This window comes from Aeromonas popoffii (assembly GCF_037818705.1).
GTDB classification, from domain to species: domain Bacteria; phylum Pseudomonadota; class Gammaproteobacteria; order Enterobacterales; family Aeromonadaceae; genus Aeromonas; species Aeromonas popoffii.
Genome location: NZ_CP149129.1, coordinates 1,140,706 through 1,165,690, shown reverse-complemented (window position 1 = coordinate 1,165,690; position 24,985 = coordinate 1,140,706). Strand labels below are relative to the sequence as shown.

21 protein-coding genes are annotated in these 24,985 nt (G+C 60.1%); 9 read left to right on the top strand and 12 right to left on the bottom strand.

Annotated elements, in window-relative coordinates:
- The first annotated feature begins 58 nt into the window (after positions 1–58).
- The 4 genes from mscK to WJM78_RS05600 all read left to right on the top strand — a co-directional run bounded on the left by mscK (position 59) and on the right by WJM78_RS05600 (position 5,965).
- The gene (gene mscK, locus WJM78_RS05615; RefSeq protein ID WP_339014334.1) at positions 59–3,373 is read left to right on the top strand and encodes a mechanosensitive channel MscK; all 3,315 of its coding nucleotides are present in this window, start codon (positions 59–61) and stop codon (positions 3,371–3,373) included.
- Between the two features lie 116 nt (positions 3,374–3,489).
- Complete coding sequence (locus WJM78_RS05610; protein ID WP_339014332.1) at positions 3,490–4,494, top strand: IS1595 family transposase; 1,005 nt, start codon at positions 3,490–3,492, stop codon at positions 4,492–4,494.
- A 155-nt stretch (positions 4,495–4,649) separates the two neighbouring features.
- Complete coding sequence (locus tag WJM78_RS05605) at positions 4,650–4,889, top strand: hypothetical protein (protein ID WP_339014330.1); 240 nt, start codon at positions 4,650–4,652, stop codon at positions 4,887–4,889.
- A 65-nt stretch (positions 4,890–4,954) separates the two neighbouring features.
- The gene (locus WJM78_RS05600; protein ID WP_339014328.1) at positions 4,955–5,965 is read left to right on the top strand and encodes a beta-propeller fold lactonase family protein; all 1,011 of its coding nucleotides are present in this window, start codon (positions 4,955–4,957) and stop codon (positions 5,963–5,965) included.
- A 73-nt stretch (positions 5,966–6,038) separates the two neighbouring features.
- On the opposite strand, the gene WJM78_RS05595 is transcribed toward WJM78_RS05600, so the two are convergent.
- Positions 6,039–7,277 (bottom strand): uracil-xanthine permease family protein, encoded by a 1,239-nt coding sequence (locus WJM78_RS05595; protein WP_212514384.1) that lies wholly within the window; start codon positions 7,275–7,277, stop codon positions 6,039–6,041.
- A gap of 307 nt (positions 7,278–7,584) precedes the next feature.
- Here WJM78_RS05595 and WJM78_RS05590 point away from each other — a divergent pair, with 307 nt between their 5' ends.
- Together WJM78_RS05590 and WJM78_RS05585 are read left to right on the top strand one after the other, a co-directional pair.
- Positions 7,585–8,934 carry a hypothetical protein gene (locus WJM78_RS05590; protein ID WP_339014325.1) on the top strand — a complete coding sequence of 450 codons (1,350 nt, stop codon included), beginning with the start codon at positions 7,585–7,587 and terminating at the stop codon, positions 8,932–8,934.
- The gene (locus WJM78_RS05585) at positions 8,931–9,272 is read left to right on the top strand and encodes an RT0821/Lpp0805 family surface protein (RefSeq protein WP_042035171.1); all 342 of its coding nucleotides are present in this window, start codon (positions 8,931–8,933) and stop codon (positions 9,270–9,272) included. Before WJM78_RS05590 ends, WJM78_RS05585 begins: the two co-directional genes overlap by 4 nt.
- A gap of 54 nt (positions 9,273–9,326) precedes the next feature.
- Here WJM78_RS05585 and WJM78_RS05580 read toward each other — a convergent pair whose 3' ends face one another.
- Positions 9,327–11,042, bottom strand: coding sequence for an NAD-dependent malic enzyme (locus WJM78_RS05580; RefSeq protein ID WP_212514382.1), 1,716 nt, complete (start codon positions 11,040–11,042; stop codon positions 9,327–9,329).
- 215 nt (positions 11,043–11,257) lie between these two features.
- Positions 11,258–11,674 (bottom strand): DNA breaking-rejoining protein, encoded by a 417-nt coding sequence (locus WJM78_RS05575; RefSeq protein ID WP_339014323.1) that lies wholly within the window; start codon positions 11,672–11,674, stop codon positions 11,258–11,260.
- A 176-nt stretch (positions 11,675–11,850) separates the two neighbouring features.
- Between WJM78_RS05575 and WJM78_RS05570 the strand changes: the two genes are divergently transcribed.
- A complete protein-coding gene (locus WJM78_RS05570) occupies positions 11,851–12,981 on the top strand; it encodes a response regulator (RefSeq protein WP_339014321.1) in 1,131 nt (376 codons plus the stop codon).
- A gap of 88 nt (positions 12,982–13,069) precedes the next feature.
- Here WJM78_RS05570 and WJM78_RS05565 read toward each other — a convergent pair whose 3' ends face one another.
- The 9 genes from WJM78_RS05565 to WJM78_RS05525 form a co-directional block, all read right to left on the bottom strand.
- Complete coding sequence (locus WJM78_RS05565) at positions 13,070–14,041, bottom strand: formate dehydrogenase subunit gamma (protein ID WP_339014319.1); 972 nt, start codon at positions 14,039–14,041, stop codon at positions 13,070–13,072.
- Positions 14,038–14,661, bottom strand: coding sequence for a formate dehydrogenase FDH3 subunit beta (fdh3B, locus tag WJM78_RS05560; RefSeq protein WP_339014317.1), 624 nt, complete (start codon positions 14,659–14,661; stop codon positions 14,038–14,040). Before fdh3B ends, WJM78_RS05565 begins: the two co-directional genes overlap by 4 nt.
- A 4-nt stretch (positions 14,662–14,665) precedes the next feature.
- Positions 14,666–17,542 (bottom strand): formate dehydrogenase subunit alpha, encoded by a 2,877-nt coding sequence (locus WJM78_RS05555; protein ID WP_339014315.1) that lies wholly within the window; start codon positions 17,540–17,542, stop codon positions 14,666–14,668.
- Positions 17,543–17,565: 23 nt separating this feature from the next.
- Positions 17,566–17,769 (bottom strand): transcriptional initiation protein Tat, encoded by a 204-nt coding sequence (locus tag WJM78_RS05550; protein ID WP_042035160.1) that lies wholly within the window; start codon positions 17,767–17,769, stop codon positions 17,566–17,568.
- 131 nt (positions 17,770–17,900) lie between these two features.
- Positions 17,901–18,530: a TorD/DmsD family molecular chaperone gene (locus tag WJM78_RS05545; RefSeq protein ID WP_339014313.1), complete on the bottom strand. Its 630-nt coding sequence runs from the start codon at positions 18,528–18,530 to the stop codon at positions 17,901–17,903.
- A gap of 9 nt (positions 18,531–18,539) precedes the next feature.
- Positions 18,540–20,282 (bottom strand): 4Fe-4S dicluster domain-containing protein, encoded by a 1,743-nt coding sequence (locus tag WJM78_RS05540; RefSeq protein ID WP_339014312.1) that lies wholly within the window; start codon positions 20,280–20,282, stop codon positions 18,540–18,542.
- 103 nt (positions 20,283–20,385) lie between these two features.
- Positions 20,386–20,988 (bottom strand): DUF3306 domain-containing protein, encoded by a 603-nt coding sequence (locus tag WJM78_RS05535; RefSeq protein WP_339014310.1) that lies wholly within the window; start codon positions 20,986–20,988, stop codon positions 20,386–20,388.
- Positions 20,981–21,571, bottom strand: coding sequence for a DUF3305 domain-containing protein (locus WJM78_RS05530; protein ID WP_339014308.1), 591 nt, complete (start codon positions 21,569–21,571; stop codon positions 20,981–20,983). The genes WJM78_RS05535 and WJM78_RS05530 overlap by 8 nt, the downstream gene beginning before the upstream one ends.
- Positions 21,572–21,947: 376 nt before the next feature.
- Positions 21,948–22,856 (bottom strand): hypothetical protein, encoded by a 909-nt coding sequence (locus WJM78_RS05525; protein ID WP_339014307.1) that lies wholly within the window; start codon positions 22,854–22,856, stop codon positions 21,948–21,950.
- 233 nt (positions 22,857–23,089) lie between these two features.
- On the opposite strand from WJM78_RS05525, the gene WJM78_RS05520 reads away from it, so the two are divergent.
- Together WJM78_RS05520 and WJM78_RS05515 are read left to right on the top strand one after the other, a co-directional pair.
- Entirely contained in the window at positions 23,090–23,947 is an 858-nt protein-coding gene (locus WJM78_RS05520) for a formate dehydrogenase accessory sulfurtransferase FdhD (protein ID WP_339014305.1), read from the top strand.
- Positions 23,948–24,036: 89 nt separating this feature from the next.
- Positions 24,037–24,903, top strand: a complete 867-nt coding sequence (locus WJM78_RS05515; protein WP_339015763.1) for a helix-turn-helix transcriptional regulator — start codon at positions 24,037–24,039, stop codon at positions 24,901–24,903.
- The last annotated feature ends 82 nt before the right edge of the window (positions 24,904–24,985 follow it).

Here is a 24,985-nt window from a genome sequence, read left to right as displayed (position 1 = left end):
CGCGGATTGAATTCAAATGGGAAATGTCCCAAATATCGCGTAATAACCCGGAAGTTTTATGCTCTCAACACGTTTTAAAAGAGCCTCGGCCACCCTGTTGCCGCTGCTCTGCTTATTCATCAGCCTCTGCGTACCGCAGGCCATGGCGCAAGACCTGCCCCAACGGGCCAGCGTACAGCGTGCGCTCGATGCCATCGGCAAGTCAGATACCCTCACCGTCAGCCAACAGACAGACCAGAAGTTTCTGACCGAGACCCTCAGCCTGCTCGACAGCATCGAGAAGGAGCAGGCCAAGGCCAAGAGCCAGGCCCAACGCATTCGCGCGCTGCCCGGTGAGCTCAGGGATATCAGCGCCAAACTCGATGCCCTGGCCCAGAACAAGAGCGATGAGCAGATCACGAGCGAATACGCCCGTATGAGCCTGAGCGAGCTGGAGAGTCGCCAGCCAGATGTCGTGGCCAACATGCAGAATGCCCAGGAGGCCCTCGGCACCATCAGCAGCCAGCTGACCAGCCTGCAGACCCTGCCGGAGCGCGCACAGGCCAACATGAGCCGCGCTTACCAGGACAGCCAGAAGATCCGTACCCGCCTCAACGCAGGTGACGGGGTGAGCAGCGCAGAGAAGATGAAGCTGGGCGCGGAACTGGCCTTGCTGGAGCTGCAACTTGCCAACCTGCAACAACAGCTGGATAACCGCACCAGCATGCAGGATCTGGCGGTCAAGCAACGGGACTACCAGAATGCCCGCCTCGCCAACGAGGAGAGAAAGCTGCAACTGCTGCAAGAACAGAGCAGTGCCAAACGTCTGGGCGATACCGAAAAAACGGCCGAACAGACCGGCGAACTGGTCGCCATCGACGATAACCCACTGGTACAAAAAGAGCAGGAACTCAACCATCAGCTCAGCCAGCAACTGGTCAGCGCCACCGCCAATCTCAACAAACTGGTGCAGAAGAACCTGCAAGCCAAGAGCTGGCTGGAACGCGGCACCCAGACAGAGCGCAACCTGAACGAACAGGTACAGATGCTCAAGGGCAACCTGCTGCTCTCCCGCATCCTCTATCAGCTCTACCAGCAGCTGGAGTCGGCCCCTTCCACTCTGGTCAAGAATCTGGAAGAGCAGATCGCCGACCTGCATCTGGCCCAGTTCGAACTGAGTCAGCAACGTGATCAACTGTTTCAGAAAAACCAATATCTGGACAACCTGATCGCCAACAGCAGAGAGCCGGTCAGTGCAGAGGACAGAGCCAGCCTCGCCACCCTGCTCGACACCCGCATCAACCTGCTCGACCAGCTCAACCGTCAACTCGACAGTCAGCTGACCAACGCCATCAGCCTGCAACTGACCCAGCAGCAGCTGGCACGGATCTACGCTTCCATCGAATTTACCCTGCAGCAACACATCTTCTGGGTCAGCAGTAACAAACCCATCGACATGAAGTGGTTCATCAACTGGCCAGCCCTGGCCTACAAGCAAGCCTCAGACTGGGTGCTGAAGCCGGACTGGCAAAGCTGGCGGGCCAAGCTGCTGGGGGTCTCCCTGCTGGCCTTTCCGCTGCTGCTGATCGGCGGTCTGCTGGTATGGCGGCGCCCGACCCTGATTGAGCGCGAGAAGAAGATCACCAAAGACCTTGGTCGCTTCCGCCAGGACAGCCAGTGGCATACCCCGCGCGCTCTGCTCTATACCGTGCTGCAGCGCCTGCCGGGTAGCCTGTTCATACTGGCGGCCGGTCTTTGGCTCGCTTACTGTGGCCTGCTCAGTCCCAAACTGATTTTCCAGATCACCCTCAACCTCGCCCTCGGTTATCTGGTGTTCAGCGTCTATCTGACGGTCATGCGCCCGGGTGGCATTGCCGAATCGCACTTCCGCATTCCGAAGGCCGTGTTGCAGGCCAAGCGCACCAGCATGCGCTACCTGTGGCTGCCGCTGCTGCCACTCATCATGCTCTCTACCAAGGCGGTCGTAGAGCCCTCGTCGCTGGGCAACGATGTTATCGGTCAGGCGCTGACCCTGCTGCTGCTGGGCCTCACCACCTATCTGGTGTTCCCCATCTCTCGCGCCATTATCAAGGGCGAGGGCAGCATGCAACAGTCGATCACGGCGGGTGCCCTGGCGCTGGCGCCGGTGGCACTGATGGTGCTGGTCGGACTGGGCTACTACTACACGGCGCTGAAACTGACTGGCCGTCTGGTGGAATCCTTCTACCTGCTGATCATCTGGCGCCTGGTCTATCGCACCTCACTGCGTGGTCTGGAGCTGGCGGCCCGTCGCCTGGCCTACCGCCGCGCGGTCGCCAAGCGTGAACACAGATCGGTGGAAGACGCAGAAGGTGGCGAGTCCATCGAAGAGCAGCCCATGGATCTGGAAGAAGTCAGCCAGCAATCCCTGCGCTTGACCCGCACTGTGTTGCTGCTGGTATTCGGTGTCGCCTTCTACTGGCTCTGGTCTGATCTGGTGGCGGTCTTCTCCTACCTCGACAGCATGGTGCTGTGGCACCGCAGTGAAGGGACCGGCGCTAATGCCGTGCTCTTCCCGATCAGCCTGAGCGACGCGCTGACCGCCCTCTTCATGCTGGGGGCAATCTGGTCACTGGCTCGTAACCTGCCTGGTCTGCTGGAAGTGCTGGTGCTCTCCAAGTTGAGCCTGGCCCAAGGCACTGCCTACGCCATTACCACCATGCTCAACTATCTGCTAATCGGGATAGGTACCCTGACGGCGCTCTCCATGCTCGGCATGCAGTGGGAAAAACTACAATGGATGGCTGCAGGCCTGACCGTCGGTATCGGTTTTGGCTTGGGTGAAATCATCGGTAACTTCATCTCCGGCATCATCATACTGTTCGAGCGTCCGGTGCGGATTGGTGACACAGTCACCATTGGTACCTTCTCCGGCACCGTCTCCAAGATCCGTATCCGCTCTACCACCATCACCGACTTCGACCGTAAAGAGGTGATCATCCCCAACAAGGTGCTGATGACCGAGCGACTGATCAACTGGTCGCTGAGTGACACAGTCACCCGGGTAATCGTACGGGTGGGGGTGGCTTACGGCTCGGATCTGGAGCTGACCCGCACCCTGCTCAAACAGGCGGCCGACGAGAACAGCCGCGTGCTGAAGGATCCGGCTCCCATCGTCTACTTCCTCACCTTCGGTCCCAGCACCCTGGAACATGAGCTGCGCTTCTTCGTGAGTGAGCTCAGCGATCGCAACCCGACGGTGGACGAGTTGAACCGCAAGATAGACGCCCTGTTCAAGGCGAACGGCATCGAGATCGCGTTCAACCAGATGGATGTCTACATCAAGAACATGAAGGGTGAAGAGCTGAAGGTCGAGCCCAACTCCGATGCCCAGCCGGGCCAGCAGCCCGCCTGATGCCGGACGACAACCACTCCCCAAGGCCCCGTGACGGGGCCTTTTTTATGGCTCTGTCCCAATTACGTGTTGAAATGCTAATCTTGAAGTAGGCCATCACCTTGAGGTCTACCATCATGGATACCCCAGCCTTTCAACACCTGTTGTCCCTTTTTCCCCAGTTAACCCTGCGCCAGCGCCGTGTTGCTCAGCAGGAGCTCACTGCACCCCACACCATTACCTCGCTCAATACTCAGTTACCGGCATGCAGTGGCTGCCCACATTGTCAGGCTGATGTCACCCAGCTGGCACCCTGGGGATGGAGTCGGGGACTGCGCCGCTACCGTTGCAAACTGTGTCTGCGCACCAGCACCGTTTTGACTAAAACTCCTCTGGCACGGTTGCGCAAAGCCCAGTGCTGGGAAGACTACGCGCAAGCCCTCATCGAGGGACTGACTGTCCGCCAAGCCGCGCGGCGCTGTGGGGTCAGCAAAAACACCGCGTTCCTCTGGCGTCACCGCTTCTTGCGCGCGATGGCAACCCATCAGGCCACCCGGGAAGAGGGCATCGTTGAGGTTGATGAGACCTTCTTCCTTGAATCGTTCAAGGGGCAGCGGGGACTGCCGCGTCCGGCACGTCATCGCGGTGGTAAAGGTCGAACTCGTGGAACCGGGCCAGATTACATCCCGGTGATGGTGGTACAAGACCGTGCAGGCCACCATGCGGATTTCCAGTTGGAGAGAATCGATGCCGAGACGGTCATCGCGGTGTTGAAGCCGTTGGTGTCACCGGATGCGGTGCTGTGTAGCGATGGAGCGGGTGTGTATGCCTGTTTCAGCAAAGAACAGGGTGTAACCCATCAGGTGGTGCGCAATCGTCAAGGCGAACGGGTGGTCGGTGCGTATCACATCCAGCACGTAAACGGGTATCACCATCGGTTGAAAGAGTGGATGGAGCGGTTCCATGGCGTGGCGACGCACTACCTGAAGAACTACCTGGGTTGGCGCAGGATGCTGGAGCGTTACGGAAAAGGCGTAAATATCAAAGCATGTTTGCATGAGGCGCTGGGGCGCCCCATGCAACACGTAATTGGGACAGAGCCTTTTTTATGGTCCGGGATCAACCTGCCAGAACCGGGTTAGCGGTTGTGTGATGGCGAGGCGAGAATCGGATAGGGGTGCAGGTCCCCCAGGACCGGTCACAGTCGCACACCACGCGCGGTTCTTTCTATCCTCGGATAACGCTAACCGCTTCTTCATCCCCTTCCCCGAGACCTTCAAATCCCAACGGCTCACGCATGACGGCCGCTGCCATTTCGCCAGCGACTCGCGGGCCCGGTTTGGCCACCAAATGGAATGACACCATCATCACCGCCGATGCCTACCAGATCCCACAGGATCATCCCCTCCTCGAAGCCGTTCACGCCGCGTTTTTGCAGAAAAAACCGTGGGAAGTGGGCTTCTTCCGCTACCCGCAGATGGCGCGCTATCACCTGAAGGCCCATCAGGTAGAGTGCCCGGGCTGGCCAAAAGAGTAAGCAAAAACCCGAAGGATGGAGATAAAATTGGCCTGCCGTTACCCATGACAAGGAGTAGAGATCAGATGCAGCAGGTCGTTTATGTCGCCAGCCCCGGCAGCCAGCAGATCCATGTGTTTGCCCTGGCCGACACGGGAGAGATGCAACTCTTGCAACTGGTGAGCACGCCGGGTCAGGTACAACCGCTGGTGATAAGTCCCGACAGGCGCTGGCTCTATGCCGCCGTGCGGCCCGATTTTGCGGTCATCTGCTACCGGATTGACATGGATGGCCGGCTCAGCGAACAGGGCTCGGCGCCGCTGGCGGGCAGTGCCTCGCACACCGCCATCGATGCCAGCGGCCGCTTCCTGCTGGCGGCTTCTTATGCCTTCAACCATGTCACCGTCTCCCCCATCGGTAGCGGTGGCCGGGTAGAGGCACCCCATCAGCAGCTAGATGGCTTGCAGGCCGCCCACTCGGCTACTCTGCTGGGCGCAGATGAGCAGGGCGAGCAGGATGTTCTGGTCGCCTGTCTCACGGAAGATGCCATCCGCCGCTTCACCCTGAATGACAAGGGGCGGCTGGCGCCCCATCCGCTGGGGGATCTGCATACCGTCAGCGGTGCCGGGCCAAGGCACCTGACGCTGCACCCCGTCAATGGAGATATCTACTGCCTGAACGAGCTCGATTGCACCATCAACCGCTACCACAGGCAGGCCAATGGCCATATCCATCTGCAACAGAGCCTGGACATGCTGCCAGCGGGGTATCAGGGAGAGCGCTGGGGGGCGGATCTGCACGTCACACCGGATGGCCGTTTTCTTTACAGCTGCGAACGAGCCAGCAGCCTGCTGACCCTGTTTGGCATAGCTGCGCAGGATGGCAGCCTGACCCTGCGGGCCCACTTCCCGACAGAGACCATGCCTCGCGGCTTTGCCATCGATCACAGCGGCCGCTATCTGCTGGCGGCCGGGCAAGCTTCCCACCAACTCGCCGTGCACCGCATAGACCCGGGCAGCGGTGAGCTGACGCTGCTCGCACGCCATCCGGTAGGCGACGGGGCCATGTGGGTGCGGGTGCTGGCCTTGTGCGAGTGACGTCGAGAAACCGGTCGAAATGAGTGAGGCCACCCGGGGGTGGCCTCACTATTTGACTGACAGCAACCTTTGCTTAGTCCTTGGCGCTCTCCATGGCTCCCTCTTCGGTGCTGGCAGGCAGGATCAGGTTGAGCAGTATGGCGGCAACCGATGCCAGGCCGACACCGGCCAGGGCGAAGTCACCTATCTTCATCTCCAGCGCGCCGACACCGACCGTCAGGGTCACGGCCACGATGGCGATGTTACGGGCCAGCCCCAGATCCACCTTGGATTCCACCAGCGTCTTGAGACCGATGGCTGCGATGGAGCCGAACAGCAGCAGCATGATACCGCCCATCACCGGCATGGGGATGGAGGTCAGCAGGGCATTGAACTTGCCGAAGAAGGCCAGAATGATGGCAAACACGGCAGCCCAGGTCATGGTGACAGGGTTGAAGTTGCGGGTGATCATCACGGCACCGGTCACTTCGGCGTAGGTGGTCACGGGTGGGCCACCGATGAAACCGGCAAAGCAGACGCCAATGCCGTCACCTGCCAGGGTACGGTGCAGACCCGGGTTCTTGGTGTAGTCCTGCCCGGTCACGCCACCGATGGCGAGCACGCCGCCAATATGTTCGATACAGGGGGCGATGGCCACCGGCAGCATGAACAGCGCTGCGGCCCAGTTGATCTCCGGGGTTTCGAAGTGAGGCAGCGCCAGCCAGGGTGTGTTGACCAGACCATCGAAGTTCACCTGCCCCATCAGCACGGCCGCGACATAACCTGCAATCACACCACACAGGATGGGGATGAGCTTGATCCAGCCCTTGCAGAACACGGCCGCAATCAGGGTCACCGCCAGCGAGATGCCCGCCAACGCCAACGCCGTCGTGGCAGGCACCACCTGTTCTCCACCGGCACGGCCCATCGCCATGTTGCAGGCAACCTGAGCGACCGACAGGCCGATCACCATGATCACAGGGCCAATCACCACGGGCGGCAGCAACTTGTTCACAAAGCCCATGCCCCGCACGCGAATGAGTGCGGCCAGGATGAAGTACATGAAACCGGCGGCAATCAAGCCAAACATAGTGGATGGCAATCCCCAGGTCTGGGTGGCGTAAATGATGGGGGCGATGAAGGCAAAGCTGGAACCGAGGAAAATCGGCACCTGGCGGCGAGTGCAGAGCTGGAACAACAGGGTTCCCACACCGGCGCCAAGCAGGGCCATGGAGGGGTTCAGTCCGGTGAGCAGGGGCACCAGAACCATGGCACCGAAGGCGACAAACAGGATTTGCAGCCCGGCGACACTTTGCTTGACTAAGGAAAACATGGATGTCCTTAATTTTTTGATAACCGACAGGGATATTTAACACTTTTCAGTTATCACAAGACGTTTTCAAGGTGTTAAATGGGCCACTTGGCGTCATTCGTTACCTTTTACTGCTTGGGGAGGGCATGAAACTGGCTTTTTGGGCGGGATTCGTTGCTACAAGCATCGAGTATGCGATTTTACGCACTTTTATGGCAGACGCCAATCGTTTTTCCACGCGACTTTGTTTGTCAAGGACTCACCCCTGCTCCGCCATAGGGTCACTCTATACTTGATTGCGTGAACCCAACCGGACAAGGAGTCCCCCATGACACTGCCCTCTTTCAAACCCAGCCAGCGCAAATTACTGGTGGGATCGGCCATCGCATTGGCCCTGTTTGCTACCCCATTCAGTTATGATTTCACCCACAACGAGTGGCAAATGAATCAGGCCTATGCCAAGTCCTGCTTCATTGCCGGTACCCGGATCGTCATGGCCGACGGCAGCGAACGCCCCATAGAGACGTTGCAAGCCGGTGAATGTGTGCTGGATCAACATGGTCATCTCAACCGGATCCTGGCTATCGAGCGCGTGCTGTTGGGGGAGCGCAAGCTCTACGGAATCAACCAACTGGCCCCCTTCTTCACGGCGGAGCACCCCTTCTTGACCTCTCGCGGCTGGGCGGCTATCTCGCCCGCCATGACCCGTACCGAGAACCCGGCCCTGGCCGTGTTGCCACTCTTTACCGGCATGCGGCTGCTGGGCTGGCCAGCAGCCGCTGCCAGTGCAGGCAATCTGGCGCTGGCTCCCCAACCGAGCGAGCTGCTGGTGGAATCGCTCTACTGGATTGACAGCCCGCCCACCACGGCACTGTTCAACCTGATCCTCGATGGCAGCCACAGCTATATAGCCAACTCGCTGATCGTTCACAACAAGGATGGCGATGGCAGCAGCGGTAGTGGCGGGAATGGGGGCGGTAGCGACAGCAGTGGCGGTAGCGACAGCAGTGGCGGCAGCGACAACAGTGGCGGCAGCGACAGCAGTGGCGGCAGCGACAACAGTGGCGGCAGCGACAACAGTGGCGGCAGCGACAACAGTGGCGGCAGCGACAACAGTGGCGGCAGCGACAACAGTGGCGGTAGCGACAGCAGTGGCGGCAGCGACAACAGTGGCGGTAGCGACAGCAGTGGCGGCAGCGACAACAGTGGCGGCAGCGACGGGGGTAGCCAGGGTAGTGATGACAATGGCGGCGGTGAACACGCCGGAGGAGATCGTCACGCCGGAGGAGATCGTCACGCCGGAGGGGATCATCATGCTGGTGGACGCGGCCTTGGCAACGGCCTCGACGACAACGGTGTGGATGCCGTCGATGCCAACGGCAACAAGCTGCGGGGCGACGGCACCATCGACGACAACGGTGTGGACGCCGTCGATGCCAACGGCAACAAGCTGCGGGGCGACGGCACCATTGATGATAACGGTGTGGATACCTTCGATGCCAACGGCAACAAGCTACGGGGCGACGGCACCATCGACGACAACGGTGTGGATACCGTCGATGCCAACGGCAACAAGCTGCGGGGCGATGGCACCATCGATGATCGTAAGCAAGTGCTTACCGATGAGCAGGAGCGTGCTCTGCTCAACCGCAGTTTTCGTGAACAGGGGCAACCATAATGCGTTATCTGTTACCACTTTTCCTGCTCGGCCTCACTGGCTGCGCGACGGTCGACAGCCCACCGCTTTACCACCAGATGGACAAGGCCGATGTGGTATTGGCCAATCAGGCGCTGGCAGAGGCGCTGCAAACCCGCCCCAAAGGGCAGAGCCTCACCTGGTTCAATGCCGCTAACCGTCACAGTGGCAGTGTCACGCCGCTGCGCACCTTCCGCCACCCCAATGGCCTCTGGTGTCGCGACTATCGCGAGCAGCTCTATATAGGCCAGGAAAGCCAGCAGTGGGAAGATACCGCCTGCCGCAGCAAGGATGGGCACTGGCTGCCGCTGCGCAGCTGACGAAAAAAGGGGGTGGCCTGACGGCCACCCCCTTTCATCTCACGCTTTCGGCCGTCATACCCGGCGATAAGGCAGGTAGAGCGGTTCCCACATGTGGCTCAGGATATGCTGCTGCAGATCCTGCCCGATCAGCGGGTGGGATGGATCCTTGCGCACTATGTCTTTCAGCACGGAGGTCGCCACGTGCACCGAGATGTTGCGCAGCTCGCGGATCCGCGGATAGACGGAACCTTGTGCCAGATCCACCTCGTTCACGCACTCGGCCAGCGCAAAGGCGGCCGTGGTGAAGATATCCGGACTGATCTCGCTCAGCTGGCTGACGATGGCGGCCAGCCCCACCCCGGGGAAGATAAAGACGTTGTTGCCCTGACCAATGCGGTAATCCTTGCCATCAAAGGTCACGTCCTTGAACGGGCTGCCGGTGGCGACGATGGCCTTGCCCTGGCTCCAGCGGTAGATGTCTTCCGGCAATGCTTCACAGTTGGCCGTCGGGTTGGAGAGCGGGAACACCATGGGACGGGCACAGTGCTTTTGCATCAGTTGCACGTGCTCCTCCTTGAAGGCGCCACCGGCACCGCTGGTGCCGAGCAGCACTGTGATGGGCACATGGCGCAGCACGTCGGTCAGGTTGGCCCTGCCGGGCACTTCGGTATCCCAGCCCGCCAGCAGCAGACCCGGCTTGGCGTAACGGCGCTTGTACTCGTCAAGGCCATCGCGGTTGTCACACACCAGCCCCTGGGTATCCAGGATATAGATACGATCGCGGGCCGCCTGCGGGTCCAGACCCTCGCGGATCATGCCCGCACAGATCTGATCTGCAACCCCTACCCCGCCGGCGCCAGCGCCATAGACCAGATAGTTCTGCTGACCCAGAGTCTCCCCCTTGACCTTGACCGCCCCTATGATACCGGCCAGTACCACGGCGCCCGTGCCCTGAATATCGTCGTTGAACGACGGCAGGGATTGCTGGTAGCGGGAGAGATTGTTGAAGGCGTTGGACTTGCTGAAGTCTTCCCACTGCAGCACGGCGTTCGGGAAGTGGCGCTTGACTCCGGCCACGAACTTGTCGATGAAGTCGTCATACTCCTTGCCACGGATGCGCTTGTGAGGCTGACCCAGATACATGGGATCATCCAGCAGGGCCTGATTGTCGGTCCCTACATCAAGGGCGATCGGCAGGCAGCAGGCGGGGTGGATACCGGCCGCCAGGGTATAGAGGGAGAGCTTGCCGATGGGGATCCCCATGCCGCCCACTCCCTGGTCACCTATCCCCAGGATGCCCTGGCTGTCGGTCACCACTATGATGCGCACCGATTTTGCGTCCAGCTGACGGGCCAGAGAGCCCATGTCATCGACGTTTTTCGGGGTGATATAAAGACCGCGCGCCTTCTGATAGCGGTGGCTGAACTCCTGACACGCCTTGCCGACGGTCGGGGTGTAGATGATGGGAGTCATCTCTTCCACGTGCCGCGATAGCAGGGCATAAAACAGCGTTTCATTGCGATCCTGCAGGGCACGCAGGTTCTGGTACTTCTCGATGTCGCTGCAGGCGCTCAAGAAGCCCTGATAGACCCGCTCCAGCTGGGCCTCAAAGGTTTGAACCTGAGGAGGCAACAGGCCGTCGAGCTCGAAGTCGGCGCGCTCCTGTTCGGTGAAGGCAGTGCCCTTGTTGAGGTTGCGATCGTTGAGCAGATCAGTGCCAGTCAGTGCAACGGGGCGAAAATCCTGTCCCTGTGCATCTTTCCACAGCAGATATTGTCCGGTAGCCATAGTCGTTCTCTTTGATTTACGTGAAATTGCCGTTCGGCAGGAGAGCAAGACTCATAATGAAATCAATCATATGACGTTTGGTTGTTTCGTTTTGTGAGCTCGGGCATACCCTGCGGCCAAAAACATGATCAGGCCGGGCGCAGAGCCGGAGTACAACCTGAAACAAACACGGCGGCCGCAGCCACCGTGTGTTCATTCCCATGGCAGTTAAAGACTCAATCGATGATACTCACCTCCAACTTGAAGGCATGCTTGGCCTTGCTGCTTTCGGCTGCACCCATTTGGTAGACCCGAATGGTGTAGGTCCCCTTGGCTGGCAGGTTTGCCTGGAAACTGTTGCCCTCGCTGGAACCGATAAATATCGCCTCCCCCGTGCTGCCCGGTGGCAAGATATTGAAATAGGTGCTCGATTTTCCCGTCAGGGTCACCGCCATGCTCTGGCCCTTGTTGGCGGTCAGTGTGTAGTCCAGCGTCTCATGCCCCTGGATCGTACCCTTGATGATGGCACCGGACTCCCCTTTCTTGAACTGCACCTGCTGGGTCTTGATGTCATCGGCCGCCTGCACGACCCCGGATGTCATTCCCCCCAGCAGACCAAATGAACAGACGGCTACCAGCAATGTTCTCTTCATCCTTGTTCTCCTCGTTAATAAACGAAACCGCCCTTACTGTTGCTCACCCCTGCGTAAAAAACCACACGATTTGACGATGCCAAAGGGTTGTCAACGCAATGAATATGGCGGACAACTATGCTCAACAGCAAACCCACAGCAGGGGTTCTCTCCCCCCTATTCCGGGAAGCCGCACTATGAGTGATATCCTGATCGTCGATGACATGGCATCCAACCGCTACATATTGCGCTGCCTGCTGGAAGAGGCGGGTTACCCGGTGCGCGAGGCGACCGATGGACAGCAGGCGCTGGATGCGGCCACCCGGTCCCCTCCCGCGCTGGTGTTGATGGACATCAACATGCCGGTGATGAATGGTTATGAAGCGTGTCGCCGCATCAAGCAGTTGCCGGGCCAGTGGTGCCTGCCCGTCCTCTTCATCAGTGCTAACAACGAGATCAGCGCCCTCGAGCAGGCCTTTCAGGCGGGCGGCTGCGACTATGTCTCCAAGCCGTTTCACCAGCTTGAGGTGCTGGCCCGGGTGCAAAACCAGCTGCGCCTCAAGGATCTGAGCCGCCAGCAGGCCAAGGTGCAGCTCTACCAGAGCCTGTTCCAGCTCACGGCCGGAATTGCCCACGAGATCAATACCCCGGTTGGCATCGGCATCACGGCCTCCAGCCTGATCCACGGCGCGGGCGATCTGCTGGCGAATGCGGTGCAAAACGGCATGCTGGGCCAGCGCCTGCTCCACCAGCAGCTCACCGACATCAAGGAGGGCTCAGAGCTGGTCGAATCCAGCCTGCGCCGGGTCGCCCTGCTGATCACCCGCTTCAAAGAGCTGACCCGGGATCAACACGAGCTGCCAGCCCTCCACTTCCCGGTGCAAAAAAGCCTGGGCAAACTACTGCAAGCCTTCTCACCCGAGTTTCTCATCGCCAGGGTCAACCCGGATCTCGGCGGTGAGGAGGTGACCCTGATCGCCCCCGAGTCGCTGTTTCTCGATCTGGTGCATGAACTCATCAAGAACAGCATGGATCACGCCTTCAAGGGGCCTGGGCCACACAGCTTGGGCCTGAACATAGCTCAAAGCGGCAACGAGCTGCTGCTGACCTATCGGGACTCGGGCCCCGGCATGACGACCGAACAGCTGCCCCGCCTGTTCGAGCCCTTCTTCACCACCCTGCGCGGCAGCACCAGCCACTGCGGCCTGAGCGCCTGCCGCATCCACAATCTGGTGGAGAACAACCTGCACGGCCAGCTGACCGTCACCAGCCCGCCCGGCCAGGGGCTGACATACCAGATCAGGCTCCCCCTGCAGCCCCCCCTGTAAAAAAGCTTGCGTTGACGAGACAATCAGGAACAGACAATAAAAAAAGGACGCCTCGGCGTCCTTTCATGTTTCATCCCTTCATCACGTCTCAGCCGGACTTGCCCACCTTGGGCTCATCAAGCTGATGCTTTACCTCTTCATACCAGAGGTCGTGGTGCTCCTTGGCCCAGGTCTCATCCACCTCGCCGGTCACCATCCCCTCCAGCGCCCCTTCCAACTGGAACAGGCCCATGTAGATATGGAAGATAAAGCCGCAGATGAGGATCAAGGCGCCTACGATATGGATAAAGCTGGCCCACTCCATCTGGCGGCGCAGCTGGCCGAAGATGGGGAAGTCCAGAAACAGCCCGGTCGCCACGACTATGCCGCCAAACCAGATGAGCAGCCAGAAAATGGCCTTCTCGCCGCCGTTGGAGAAGCCCGCCGAGGGGTGGCTCCCCTTGTGGGGGCCCAGCATGCCACCCGCCTTCATAAACCACTGTACATCCACCATGTTGACGATGTTGTGGCGAAACCACTTGATGAGTACCCCCATCAGACAGAGGAAGAAGAGTGGCCCCACGTAGTTGTGGAACACCTTGGCGAACCAGATCCAGTTCTCCCACACCCCGAGGCTCACCACCGGCTTGATAAAATACTTGCCGTAGATGATGGCTAGCCCCGACCCGGACAAGGTCAGGAACATGGCCGCCGTGGTCCAGTGCAGCGCCCGATCCAGCCGGCTCCAGCGCTTGAGCTTGCGCCCGGTACGGGGTTTGGAGAGCTTGGTCTGCCCCACGACCAGGTACATCAGGCCACACATGGCCAAGGATCCAAAAATGGCGATAGCGCCGAGCGGTGACACCCACTTGGTCTTCACCTCGAACCAGAGCTGACCCGGCACCGAGATCAGCACCCCGTGCTCCGGCGAGCGGGAGGTGGTCACCCCCTCCTGCCCATCCTTCACCGCCCGCCAGTAATCGGCGCCAGCAAAGCCGACAGCCTCTTGCTCGGCATCGGCGAAACTTGCAGTACTCACCAGCAGCAGGGCAGCAAACAGGGCCATTAGCCAGGTTTTCATGCTGCCCCTCCCTTGCCCGCCTTGCTGGCATCATGGAACAGCTCATCGCCGTTACCCCAGCCCGCCTCCTTGGCACCGCGATAGGCGACCCGCTCACGGAAGATGTCGGAGATCACCTGCTCATCCCCCGCCAGCAGCGCCTTGGTGGAGCAGAGCTCGGCACACATGGGCAGCTTGCCCTCGGCAATGCGGTTGGCACCGTACTTCTGGCGCTCCGCCTCGCTGTGATCCTCTTCCGGGCCACCGGCGCAGAAGGTGCACTTGTCCATCTTGCCCCGATCGCCAAAGGCGGCGGTTTTCGGGAACTGGGGCGCCCCGAACGGGCAGGCAAACAGGCAGTAGCCACAACCGATGCAGAGATCCTTGTTGTGCAGCACTATGCCGTCGTCGGTGTGATAGAAGCAGTCGGCCGGGCAGACCGCCATGCAGGGGGCGTCGGTGCAGTGCATGCAGGCGACCGAGATGGAGGTCTCACCCGGCAGGCCATCGTTGAGGGTCACCACCCGGCGCCGCTGGATGCCCCACTCGAGGGCATCATCGTTCTCGTTCTTGCACGCCGTCACACAGCCGTTGCACTCGATGCAGCGCTTGGTGTCACACATGAATTTCATTCTGGCCATGGGGTCAGGCTCCTACTTTGCGAAAACGGCACAGGGTGACCTTGGTCTCCTGCATCTGGGTGACAGGGTCATAACCATAGGTGGTGACTATGTTGACCGATTCACCCAGCACATAAGGGTCAGACCCTTCCGGATATTTGGATCGCAGATCCTTGCCCTCGAAGTGGCCGCCGAAGTGGAACGGCATAAAAGCGAGCCCCGGTTTGACCCGCGGGGTCACCAGCGCCTTCACCTTGACCCGGCCCCCTTCCGGCCCCTCGACCCACACATCCTGACCGTCGCGCACGCCGACGTCGTTGGCATCCGCCGGGTTGATCTCGACGAACATCTCCTGCTGCAGCTCGGCGAGCCAGGGGTTGGAGCGGGTCTCGTCGCCGCCCCCCTCGTACTCCACCAGACGGCCGGAGGTGAGGATGATGGGGAACGCCTGGCTGACGTCCTTCTCCTGCACCGAGGCGTACTGGGTCGGCAGGCGCCACAGGCTCTTCGAATCAGGCCAGGTGGCATAGTCGGCCAACAGATCCCGGCGCGGGGTGTAGAGCGGCTCGCGGTGCTTGGGCACCTGATCCGGGAAGGTCCACACCACGCAGCGCGCCTTGGCGTTGCCGTAGGGGACGAAGCCGTGCTTGATGGCGACCCGCTGAATGCCGCCGGAGAGATCGGTCTTCCAGTTCTTGCCCTCGGCCTCTTTCTTCTCGGCCTCGGTCAGCTCATCCCACCAGCCGAGCTGCTTCATCAGATCGGCGGTGATCTCGGGATAGCCATCTTCCACCTCGCTCCCTTTCGGCCAGGAGTCTTCGGCGAGCAGTGACACGCCCTGATACTCGATGCCGAAACGGGCACGAAACCCCCCGCCCCCTTCCGAGACCGGAATGCTGGTGTCATAGAGGATGTGGCTGCCGGGGTGCTTCATCTCCGGGGTGCCCCAGCAGGGCCAGGGCAGACCATACACTTCGCCGCTGACCGGGCCACCTTCGGCCTTGAGGTTGGTCTTGTGGAAGGTGTGCCAGTTCTGCTGGTGCGCCTTGAGCCGCTCCGGGCTCTGGCCGGTGTAGCCCACGCTCCACATGCCGCGGTTGTATTCGCGGGTGATGTCTTCCAGCAGTGGCTGGTTGTTCTCCACCTTGATGTGCTTGAACAGCTGGTCGGCAAAGCCGAGCTTCTTGCTCAGCAGATACATGATCTCGTGGTCGACCTTGGATTCGAACAGGGGTTCTATCACCTTGTCGCGCCACTGCATGGAGCGGTTGGTGGCGGTGACGGACCCATAGGTCTCGAACTGGGTGGTGGCCGGCAGCAGGTAGACGCCGTCGGTGCGATCGTTCATCACCGAGGCGACGGTGGGATACGGGTCGACAATCACCATCATGTCGAGTTTTTGCATCGCCTTCTTCATCTCGGGGCCGCGAGTCTGGGAGTTGACCGCATGGCCCCAGTAGAACATGGCGCGGATGTTGGAGCCCTGCTCGATGAGATCGGCGTTCTCCAACACACCATCCACCCAGCGGGAGACCGGAATGCCGTTGTTGTTCATCGGCAGCTTGCCGTTGTAGGCCTTGTTGTCAAAACGGGCCTTAATCCAGTCGTAATCCACATCCCACACCCGGGCCCAGTGCTTCCAGGAGCCCTCTTCCAGCCCGTAGTAACCGGGCAATGAGTCGGAGGTAACGCCAAAGTCGGTAGCACCCTGCACGTTGTCGTGACCACGGAAGATGTTGGTGCCCGCCCCGCTCTTGCCCACGTTGCCGAGGGCCAGTTCGAGGATGCAGTAAGCGCGGGTATTGTTGTTGCCGGTGGTGTGTTGGGTACCGCCCATGCACCAGACCACGCAGCCGGGGCGGTTGTCGGCCAGCAGTTTGGCGGCATCGTGCACTTGCTGTTCATTGAGGCCGGTCACCCGCTCCACTTCGGCCGGCGTCCAGCGCGCCACCTCTTTTTGCACCTCGTCCATGCCATAGACGCGGGTGCGGATGAACTCTTTATCTTCCCAGCCGTGCTTGAAGATGTGCCAGAGCATGCCCCAGATAAAGGCGACGTCGGTGCCCGGGCGCAGGGAGAGGTACATGTCCGCCTTGGCGGCGGTGCGGGTGCGGCGCGGGTCGACCACCAGGATCTTGCAGCCGTTGCGCTCTTTGGCCAGCAGGATGTGCTGCATGGCGACCGGGTGAGCCTCCGCCGGGTTGGAGCCGATAAACATGATCGACTTGCTGTTGTGCATGTCGTTCAGGCTGTTGGTCATGGCGCCGTAGCCCCAGGTGTTGGCGACGCCAGCGACCGTGGTGGAGTGGCAGATGCGCGCCTGGTGATCCACGTTGTTGGTGCCCCACAGGGACGCCATCTTGCGAAACAGGTAGGCCTGCTCGTTGGAGTGCTTGGCAGAGCCAAGCCAGTAGACGCTGTCGGGGCCGGACTCCTTGCGAAGGCGCAGCACTTCATTGCCCACCTCTTCGATGGCCTGATCCCAGCTGATGCGCTGCCACTTGCCACCCACCAGTTTCATCGGGTACTTGAGGCGACGCTCGCCGTGGCCATGCTCGCGCAGGGCCGCCCCCTTGGCACAGTGACCGCCAAGGTTGAAGGGGTGATCGAAGGCCGGCTCCTGACCGGTCCAGACGCCGTTTTGCACCTCGGCATAGACGCCGCAGCCCACCGAGCAGTGGGAGCAGATGGTGCGCTTCACCTCGACCGGCACATCAGCGGCCACGGTTTTGGCCTCGGCCCGCTGCATCATGGCCGGGGCCAGCCAACCGGCAGCCACGGCGCCACCGGCCACCAGACCGGAGTTGACCATAAAGGCACGGCGGGTCAGCCCCTGACCGCGAACAGCCTCATTGCCCTGCTCGCCCGCCTGGGGCCACTCGGCACGTTTTGTCAGTTTCATGAATTCTCCTTCACTGATCCGGCTCAGTCGGTGCCGCGCAGGGTGCGATAAAAGTCGTGAACATGGGGGGTCTCCCGATAGCCCTTGTCAGGCTCGGTGTCGTGGGTCAGCACCTCTTTGCCCACCACCCGACCGGTGGCACCGGCCAGCACGCCTATGGTGGCGACCACGCCAACTCCCTTGATCAGATGGCGGCGGGACGGGTCTTTCAGCTTTTCATCGCTCATTCTTGTGACCTCTGTTTTTGTACTTGCCGGCGCCTGCGCGCCAGCTTCGCGTCCAATGGGATATCTCATCTGCTCGTTTTGTCATGCGCAGAACTTGTTATGCACAGCCTGTTATGCACAGATGGAGGCGTTCAGCCCGTGACCACGCAGGCGCCAAACGGCAGGCGCAATTCGTTTTCCAGCGTGAAGAAATCTTCGGCAAGCGCCCCGACTGCCCGGTAGAAGCTGCCCCCTTTCGCCTGTTGCTGATCGCGGCAACAGACAAGTACCCAGGGGGCCAGATGGCGTTCATAGAAGCGGTTGCGATCCGGGTGCTGCTCACCAATCAATGCCGCCATCACCTCGCACAGGGCGGCCAGATGATCTTCCGGCTCGCATACCCCGCTCTGGCGCTCGAAGCCCAGCGACTGGAGGTCGGCGCGCAGTACCGCCAGCGGCAGCTCCATCAGGGAGCCGGTGAGATACCAGGAGGCAAACGGCACGATTTCCCCGCGCCCCAGCCCGATAAAGAGATCCTGATACTCTTCGGCAAGCTCATTCTCGTGGTGGCTGCTGGCCGCCAGCTGCACCAGCCCCAGCCCTCTGGCAAAGGGGCCCGGCATCGGCTGCAACCCTTGCAGCCAGCCGAGCTGTTCGCCACGGGGGGCGGCGCGCCAGAGGCTCGCCAGCAGGGCATACATGTCGGCGCTATTGCGATCCAGATCTGTCATGGTCAGTTCGCCTGCATTCAGTGCGGTATGGCTATTTGGTTGTTCACTCATCACAGGCCCTCATATCTTGAGCTGGGCGGCAGGATCCGCCGCCAGCGCCGTAAACACATCCTTGACCCGGCACTCCTCACACATCAGCAACCGCGCTGCGGCTTCATTCTGGAAGTGGGAGTGACCGGCCAGCTTTTGCTGGATGCGACTAATGAGGGAAGCTGGCGCAAACGGCTTGCCGCAGCGAATGCAGCAGGCAGCCTCTTCGGCTTTCAGGCTCTGCACGGCGCGGCGCGCCTCGGGCACAGGTTGCAGGCGGGGCATGAGCACTATGGCCTGCTCGGGGCAGGCCTTTTCGCACATGCCGCACTGGATGCAGTCCTGCTCGATAAAGTTGAGGCCAGGCGTGTGCCCCACCGCATGCAGGGCGCGGCTCGGGCAGACTGCCACACAGCCCATGCAGAGGGTGCAGTCAGCTTCTTTCAGTTCCACGCTGCCGTAAGGGGCACCGTGGGGCACTGCCAGCGGTTCGCGGCTCCCCTCGTTGGCCTGCCAGAGGGCATCGAAGGCGGCAAACAGGTTCTCCCGTTTTTCTCCCTTGAGCGGCTTCTCCAGCAGAGCAACGGCTGGCTCACAGGAGATCGGCTTATCCTGTTCGGCATCGCCGTTAAACAATGCAATGCGATCGGCAGCAAGACCGGCGCCCGCCAGCAGCACGGCGGCGCTCGCCAGTTCCCGCTCAACCAATGCCCGCACGCTGGCTGGGGCATCGTCACCGAGTGCAATGCGCACAGCGCTGGCGCCATAGGCGAGTGCGGCGAACCAGCTCTCGATGCCTAAACTCGCGCTCTCCTCCACCCAGACCGGTAGCCAGTTGGCGGGAAGAGAAGCGAGCTCGACTTCCACCCATTCGCGCTCATTATCAGCGGCGATCAGCAGTTGAGGCGCTTCACCGCCCGCCTCCCGGTAGTGCTTGAGCAGGCGCAGCAGGTAGTCGCCGCTGGTGTTGGCATCGGGCTGGTGATAGGCGATGGCGCCGGTCGGGCAGGCAGTGGCACAGCTGCCAAAGCCCTGACACAGATGGGGATCGATCTGGATGCGACCATTGATGGGCTTGAGGGCATCGGTCGGGCAGACATCGAGACAGCGGCTGCAACCGGGCACACCACGGGCGGTAAAGGCGCAGGCCTCGGGGTCGAGACGAAAATAACGCGGCTTGTCGAAGATACCGGTCAGCGCGCAAAGTTCTGCGAGTTGCCCGGCGAGCCGTTCAGCCAAGCCAGCATCATCGACCAGATGCAGATAACCGACCGGCGGGCGCTCCAGCGCAAACAGCGGGGTGCAGCCCAGATCGGCCACCAGATCAAAGCGCGGCTGTTCACTGACAGCAGCCGTTTGCTGCGGGAAGCAGATCGCGGCGAGCTCAATCCGCTCACCCTGACCATTGAGACCGGTGAGCTGGAACTGACCGAGATACCCTGTCAGGCTCGGTTCGCGCAGGGTCAGGGCAGCGAGGGAGACGGTGGCATCGAAGATGGCTTCGAGATCCGCCGCCTCGGCATCGTGGACCGGCTCGGTCACCAGCAGGGTGGGCGTCACCTCGGGCGGCAGCAGGCTGGCGGCGCGGCGAATGCGATCTTCCGGGCCGACCAGCAGCAAGCGCCCCTGACTCTGGTAAGAGACAGTGGCCGGGATCAGGTTATCGGTCTTGACCGTATGCCGCAGCGCATAGGCGCGAGCGCGCGCGTTATGCTCGGCCGCTTCGTCGGTCAGCTTTGTGACAGATGTGGTTATGGGGTGTTCGGTGATCACATACGCTCCTGTGCGCGCCACCTCGTGGGATGGGCGCTTGTTGGTAAGCCGAGAGAGCAAGAGCCGAGCCAACTCCCCCGGAAAAAAAGTGACTGACAGGGAGTCAGGATCCTGAAGGTTCCATTCCCTTATCTTTGGCTGGGACATTTTGTCCATCACAGGAAACCAAAATGTCCCGATCGTCGGTGGGGGTTTGAGAATGGTTATCAGCCAACCCGTGCGGCTCGTCGGCGGCAGCAACGCTGGCAACCGCAACCGGTTCAGCGGATCCGCTGGCCGGATTGGCCGTCTCGCTGTCAGGGGCGATCACCTGCTCCACCAGCCAGTTGCGCAGCCCGGCGGTCAGGGCTGCGGGTAGCAGCTCTGGCTGGCTGAAATCCTGGGTGTAGTCATCGAGCCCGTCCGGCTTGTGGCTGCGAAACATGGCCCGCAGCGCCTCCTTGTCAGGGAGCCTGGCCTTGCCCGGCTGGGCTGTTGTTAGCGGCGGCGCGCCACTCTCAGTTCCTTCGATGGCAAGCGGTTCCTCACTCCCCTTGTCAGTGCTGACTACGGGGCTATCCAGCGCGGTATCTGATATTTCACCTTCGCCACTGCCTTCGATGGGAATCGCAATCACCTCTGGGGTGGCCTCTTCCCGTGGCTGCAATGGCTGATGCTTGCGCGCCTCACTCTTGCGAGAGTGCCAGCGCTTGAGGAACTCACTCATGGGCGCTGTTTCCGGCGTTGTTTCCGCTGTCACTGCCACGCTCGCGGCCATCGGGGCCGGTGGCTCTGACGGCGCCGCAATTGGCTTGATCTACGGCGTCTCTTGATGTCGCTACAGCCGTATCGAGACCGAGCTGATCCTGCGCCCGTCCCTTGCCCTTCTTGCCCTTGCGACGGGCCTCCAGCAGCTCGCCATGACGGCCGATAAAGGCCTCCACCCAAGCTTGCAGCGCCTCAGGCAACGGGCAGGAGAGCACCTGCCGCTCGCCATCCATATAGGCGGCGGCCACGGTCTGGCTCAAGGTGAGGCCATCGGCCACAAAGCCATTGTCCACGCGGCTTCCGGTCACAAACAGGCGGGGCGAGCCGGAGCTCAAGTTAAAGCGATAATCCCCCCGCTCATCGCGAAACAGGGTAAGGGGCAGCGCACCGGTCGCTTCAGGTTCGGCGGGATGGAGCGCCGCAATCTCGAAACGGCGGCTCTGCCAGCGGCCAACCTGGCTGTCGATGGCCTTTAACTCCAGTTGCAGCCAGCGCTGCGGGGAGAGGGGTTTGGTTGTCTCTTGCACTGTCACGACTCCCATCAGAAGGTCTCTGCCGGGCCGCCCTCCCCCCGTGATCCACCCCGTTCGGGGCGGATTACGGCAGGATCTTCAGGGCGGCCACGGCCATCAATGGGATAAGACTTAGCAAGAGTGGGGCCAAGGCAGGTTTGGTGGTTGATGGGGGCTTTGATGCGGGTTGGCGTGTCGTGCGGGATATGGGCTGGCGCGAGCGTAGGTTGGTGCAGAGCGCAGCGAAGCCCAACATGCGGCGTAAAACCAATCTGCCGGTGCTTGATCGAGAAGATGGCAATAATCAAATAACACTGAATTATCCGATTATTGCCTTGCTTAAAACGTTGGGCTTCACTTCGTTCAGCACCAACCTACGATTTAGCCCAATATTCAAGAACTCTTGTTAAATCACATATCTTTTCACTGTTCTTGCAATAGTCAACACTGAATCCTCAAAACCATTACAGATGACCTCTGCACTGACTTTCCTTGTTCTTTTTAACCATTCATTTGTATCTTGAGGGTAAGGATCTACAACTAATAAATCAGCATGAGACTCCTCTAATGGCTGCCAAATATGAGAGTCATGCTCGATATATTTTATACCGACTAAAACTATTAGATCTGATGTCGAGATAACACCCTTATAATCTTCTTTAACTTTATTAATTAATGCCGAGTTAATTACTACCCTTTTCCCTTTTTCGTATAGAGAGAGTACAGGGCTCAGATCACTATTTCTAGGATCACCGCACCAGCTAACAACTTCCTCATGTGTAGATACAGCATCGGTTTGCAAACCCTCAAAGAAAGTTCCACAACCGATCATGGTATTACCACTAAAACTACAACCGTTTGGAATTCTAGGTAGAAAGTTTGATGAACCATGAGGCTTTAATACGTTAACCCCTTGACCTGAACAGTTATAATCCGATGAGTAACCAGTCACCCCCAAAGCCTGCTCAATTAATGTGTCATAATTTAATGTAACAATATTAATCTCACTCATATATCTACGAAGCTTATTGAAAAGTCTCGCATATGCATTCTCTGATGTTATTTCAAATTTAGAAAGATAGCATGCAATTTCTTTTTGCAATGGATTTATCTTTCTGCTGTCGTTGGCTATGTATGCCATACCTTCTTCAAAGCCACGCTCAATAAAAACATCTTTAATATCTTGTGGTAATGCGGCAAATGCTCTGTTTAAAGACACCAGATTATCAAAAAGATAATTTCCCAATGGAGGATTATATGGAATAGTTCTACCAGAACCATAACTTGCACCAGCACCAAAAATCAATGTTATCAATCGATCCCCCTAAAATAAAAACACCATATCATTTAAAAGCACATCATTAATATGACACTACCATCATGCTAACAAACAAATAAACTAATGACATTCAAAATAATGTCCAACTTTCGTCCACTGCATCAATACTGTTTGGCACCGGCATTTTCTATGCTCATATCTACATGAATATGGAACAAAACTTGCTGTACTCCTCCCCTTAGATCCCGGCAACCGGTCGCGAGGGGCCCATGACACCGACCTTTATCAAAAGCAATGCTGCCGCCCAGCTCACCATGGCCGTCGAGGTGATGGATGAACAGGGACAGCTGCAAACCCGCCAAATCGCCTGTGAGCGGCCACTGACGGTCTACCTCAACTGGAAGGAAATCGTAACCCTGATGACGCTGGGGGCCCGCCCCGAGGCGCTGGTGCTGGGTTACCTTAAAAATCAGGGCTTTATCGAGGATATTTCGGCCATCGAGTCGGTGATCGTCGACTGGGAGAGCGAGGCCGCCGCCGTGGTGAGCAGCCAGCAGGCCGCCGATCTCGATAAGTCACTGGAGAAGAAGACGGTCACCTCCGGCTGCGGTCAGGGCACCATGTATGGCAGCGTGATGAAGAAGCTCGAAGGGGTGGTATTGGCGGCGCCTGAGCTTAAACAGAGCACCCTCTACGCCCTGCTCAAGGCGCTGTCGGCCCATAACGAAACCTACAAAATGGCGGGTGCGGTGCATGGCTGCGCCATCTGTCGCGGCGCGGAGATCCTCTCTTTTGTCGAGGACGTGGGGCGCCACAATGCGGTGGATACCCTGGCGGGCGAGCTGTGGATGAGTGGTGAGAGCGGTGCCGACAAGATCTTCTACACCACAGGGCGGCTCACCTCGGAGATGGTGATCAAGGTGGCGCAGATGGGCATTCCGGTGCTGCTGTCGCGCTCAGGCGTCACCCAGATGGGGCTGGATTTGGCCCGCCAGCTCGGCATCACCATGATTGCCCGCGCCAAGGGGCGTCACTTCGAGGTATTCAGCGGCCACGACCAGCTGGTGCTGGACGAGAAGCCGCCAGTGTTGGCGCCAAGTTCGGCTGGTCGCAGCATGCGGGATTAAGCCATGAACGAATTGATGAGTGCCGAGCCGATCGCTCTGTATCTCGACCGGTCCAGCCAGAGGGTCAAGCGCAAGCCATGAATGAATTTATGAACGTGAAGCAGGTGGCGGAATACCTCGATCTCAACGAGAAGAAGGTCTACCAGCTCGCCAACGAGGCGCGCATCCCCGCCACCAAGGCGACCGGAAAGTGGCTGTTTCCCCGCTCCCTGCTCGATCGCTGGCTGCTCGGCAGCTGCCACGAGGGGGTGATGAACGACCGGCTGCTGCTGGCGGGCTCCGACGATGTGTTGCTGCACTACGCCAGCAGCCGGCTAGCCCAGCAGCTCGGCACCCGGGCACTGGTGGGCTACACCCCGTGCGGCACAAGGCAGGGGCTGGCGATGCTGGCACGCGGCCATGTGGATCTGTGCGCCATCCACTGGGGGCAGGCCGAGGAGGCCCACCTGCGCCACCCGGCGCTGGTGCAGCAGTATCAGGGCCACCGGCAATGGGTGATCGTTCATGGATTTAGGCGGGTGCAGGGGCTGGTACTGCGGCAGGGGCTGCAACCCAAGGAGGCGAAAGAGGCGCTCGACTGGCGCTGGGCCATGCGCCAGGAGGGGGCTGGCAGCCAGCGTGCCCTGCAGGAGTGGCTGCAAACCCAGGGGGAGTCGCTGACCCGGCTGGAGCGCACCCTCGAGGTCAACAGCGAGCGGGAGCTGGCCGCCGCCATCAGCCGTGGCGATGCCGACGTGGGGCCCGGCGCCCAGAGCACTGCCACCGAGTTTGGCCTCGGCTTTATGCCGCTGTCGCAGGAGTGCTTCGATCTGGTGATGCCGCAGGGGGTCTTCTTTCGCACCCTGCTGCAACAGCTGATCGGCTGGCTGCAATCACCCGAGGGGCGCGAGCTGGCGGCCCGGCTCGGCGGCTATGACCTGAGCCAGAGCGGCAAGCTGGTGTGGAGCCCGCAGTAAATTAGCCCCCACCCGCCCACAAAACAGCCCGCCAACCATATTGACGGGCTGTTTTTATCACGGGCTTTTTGATAACGGGCCT